Here is a 2,707-nt window from a genome sequence, read left to right as displayed (position 1 = left end):
CCAGCGTTAACAACGGACCGCCGCCTTAGACGCCATCCGGAAGCTTGGCCCGCATCATTTCCCTTCTATCCAACTTGCGCCCATCCACCACGAAGGTGCCGTCGCCGATCGCGTGAATGGTTCGCTTCTCTTTTCGCGAACCATCAAAGTAAGCCGCGGCGCTTTTGAGGACAACGATGTTGTGTTTCCGGACAATATCAATGACTTTACATTCAATATTCGCCAGGCATTCCCTGATCAACGGCGGCCGGACGTGCTTCGCCTTCACAGGAGTCAGCCCGAATTTTTCAAATTTGTCCGTGTCGGCGCCGGAACACGTTCCCACGCCGACGATCTGATCAATTAAATCCACGGTGGGAATTGCAATTACGCATTCCCCGGATTTCCGAAGCGCGGCATAGGAATAGTTCCAGGGCCCCGTGGTTATGGCAAATATCGGCGTAAAGTCCAGCACCATGGTCCACGAGATGGTCATTATATTATTCTTTTCCCCGTCATTTGTCGTGATGAAGACAACGGGGCCCGATTCCAGCAGCGTGAATACCTTGTTGTTCTGCATTTTTTTCATCTTTGCCCCCGCTCCATGCCTCCGGTAAAACCGCAAGGTGAATTTGATGGTTTATCCCGCCTGTTTTCTTCAACCCTTTTGTTGAACTCGACTTTGTCGGCCACAACCGAGCTTCCCTTCTCGGCAATCATGGCAACTGCTTTATCAGTTTTGATTTTAATCCCTCTTGATCGCTTGCAAGAGTTGCCTCATCAGTCGCGCTATGCCCTTTGTCCCGAGTGTATAGATGATTGCCCGTTCGGTTGTGACATCAAACGGTATCTTCTCTTCTTGTGTAAGCAACAATACGTCCTGATCAGTTGCGTGAGCCCAGCCCAGCTCGTAGAAGACGTTTGGATTGCCTCCGGTGATATCGGCAATCACGAGATTACTTGCGAGGATGGAATGGATAACGGCATCGGTTATACTACGCGGGTACGCCGTCTCGTCTACCCTGACAACCTTCCAACCATGACCTTGAAGAGTCCGGCGGATTGTTTTAAAGACAGACTTCATATCGGGAGTGAAGGGCATTGCCACAAATGCCTGCTTCTTGCCTGCGGCGCGGTTCAGCAGCCTTTCGGCCGCGCCAGCTTGCTCAATGGTTGCCCGCCCCGTTCTCAAGGCGCGGTTCATGTGGCGGGAGCACTCCTGGCAGAGGCCAGACGCATCAAAGGCCTTGTCAATGTCCGAAGGTTTATCGCAGTAGTCAAAGGGGCACCCACGCGTCTCATCGTGCACGCTGATACCAGCACAAATGTCAAATGCGATTGAAGAGAGACAGAAGAGAATATAGGGTTGTATGCGCCGGGCGCCCGGCAACTTCTGCCAGAGATGAGTGCTGATGACTCCTAACTCTTCCGCAACAACAAGCCCTGAGAAGAACAAGCCGTCTGGATCCTCCTGGCTTGCCTGATCGGTGTAGGGTTGTGAAGTAATAAAGAAGGCCGGCGCGCCAACTCGTCCACGGCAACGGCGAATCAACGACCGCACGGCTGATTCAACGTCGTACCCGCCGTTGCGAAGACGTAGCGTCTCCGGAAGAGGAAACGCATCGTTCTTGAATACGAAGCGGAAAGCTTGTTGCGTCTGGTTCGCCAAAACGACAGAGTTTTGGACCTCGGGTAAAACGTCGAGTTTCCCGATCTGATACAGCGAAACGACAATCGGTTCCCGTCTTGTTGACATGTGTTCAAAATATAAAATTCGCCAGCCTATTGCAATTATTTTCTTGCTCCTGCCACAACGATTGCTCTCTACGGCGGTCGGCTTTGCGGCCGTGCGCTGAAAGGCGTGGTTGGAAGCTCCCATGGTTACGGGCAGCCGGCGCGCGGCAAGTCGCTCGCACCTTCCCATGTCACTTGTGTTTCAGAAACATGATCGTTCCTATTACCAACGGAAGCAACAGAATGAGCCAGCCTCCGAAACGGACGAACATCCCCGGCGACTTTGTCGTGATTACCCGTCCGCGAATAATTCCAAGATAGCCTCCCATTTCATCTCCGAACCAGATGCACGCCACTGGCAAAGACAAACCTACAACGACCTCCAGTGCCGCTCCGGCATCACCGCCGACGTATGCACCTCCTACATAGACCAGTGCGACAATTGCCGATAGTATTCTATTCCAATCCATTGCTTTCCATGCGAACGATCAAAATCACGGGCAGCGCGGCTTCGGAAAAATTCCTATGCCTTAAATTACCGCACGAATAGTTTTGGAAAAAAACGTCCTGTATTCTTCTGATAATCAAGATACGGCGCTCCGAAGATGTCAACCATCAGTCTTTCTTCATATCTTACAAGGCAATGCCATATAGGGTGCAAAAGTGCCGCCCAAAAAATGAAAATGTAACTGTTGAGATAGATGGCTAATCCAAAGTTAAATATCGTTAAAAATGCGGCGTAGAGCGGATGACGAACATACTTGAATGCCCCGGAAGTGCAGAGTTTGTTTCCTCTGTCTGCGGTTGGCAAAGATTTAATACTCCAAATGATTATGCCCAGTGTTAACAAACACGTAATAACGAATACTGTATTCCGGAAGAACTCGCTGTTAAACAGAGGGGGAAGATTGGTTCGCTTGTTGAGCCAACTGGCAACGAAGAACAGAACGAGACTAATCAATAGGGCAACGGGACCAATACCGAAAATCTTATT

General features: G+C 50.7%; 5 protein-coding genes. All 5 read right to left on the bottom strand.

Going from position 1 to position 2,707, the window contains the following annotated elements:
- Nucleotides 1-25 precede the first annotated feature (25 nt).
- A complete protein-coding gene (locus PHP98_07565) occupies nt 26-568 on the bottom strand; it encodes a flavin reductase family protein (protein MDD5483492.1) in 543 nt (180 codons plus the stop codon).
- Nucleotides 565-699 carry a hypothetical protein gene (locus PHP98_07560; GenBank protein ID MDD5483491.1) on the bottom strand — a complete coding sequence of 45 codons (135 nt, stop codon included), beginning with the start codon at nt 697-699 and terminating at the stop codon, nt 565-567. Before PHP98_07560 ends, PHP98_07565 begins: the two co-directional genes overlap by 4 nt.
- A gap of 25 nt (nt 700-724) precedes the next feature.
- Nucleotides 725-1,858, bottom strand: a complete 1,134-nt coding sequence (locus tag PHP98_07555) for a hypothetical protein (GenBank protein ID MDD5483490.1) — start codon at nt 1,856-1,858, stop codon at nt 725-727.
- A 46-nt stretch (nt 1,859-1,904) separates the two neighbouring features.
- Nucleotides 1,905-2,042 carry a hypothetical protein gene (locus tag PHP98_07550; protein MDD5483489.1) on the bottom strand — a complete coding sequence of 46 codons (138 nt, stop codon included), beginning with the start codon at nt 2,040-2,042 and terminating at the stop codon, nt 1,905-1,907.
- 206 nt (nt 2,043-2,248) lie between these two features.
- The coding region (locus tag PHP98_07545; GenBank protein ID MDD5483488.1) for an isoprenylcysteine carboxylmethyltransferase family protein at nt 2,249-2,707 on the bottom strand (459 nt) is incomplete at its 5' end.

The organism is Kiritimatiellia bacterium (assembly GCA_028715905.1).
In the GTDB taxonomy this organism is placed as follows: Bacteria; Verrucomicrobiota; Kiritimatiellia; order JAAZAB01; family JAAZAB01; genus JAQUQV01.
The sequence above is the reverse complement of the archived record's forward strand: the minus strand, read 5'-3'. Positions and strand labels throughout refer to the sequence as shown.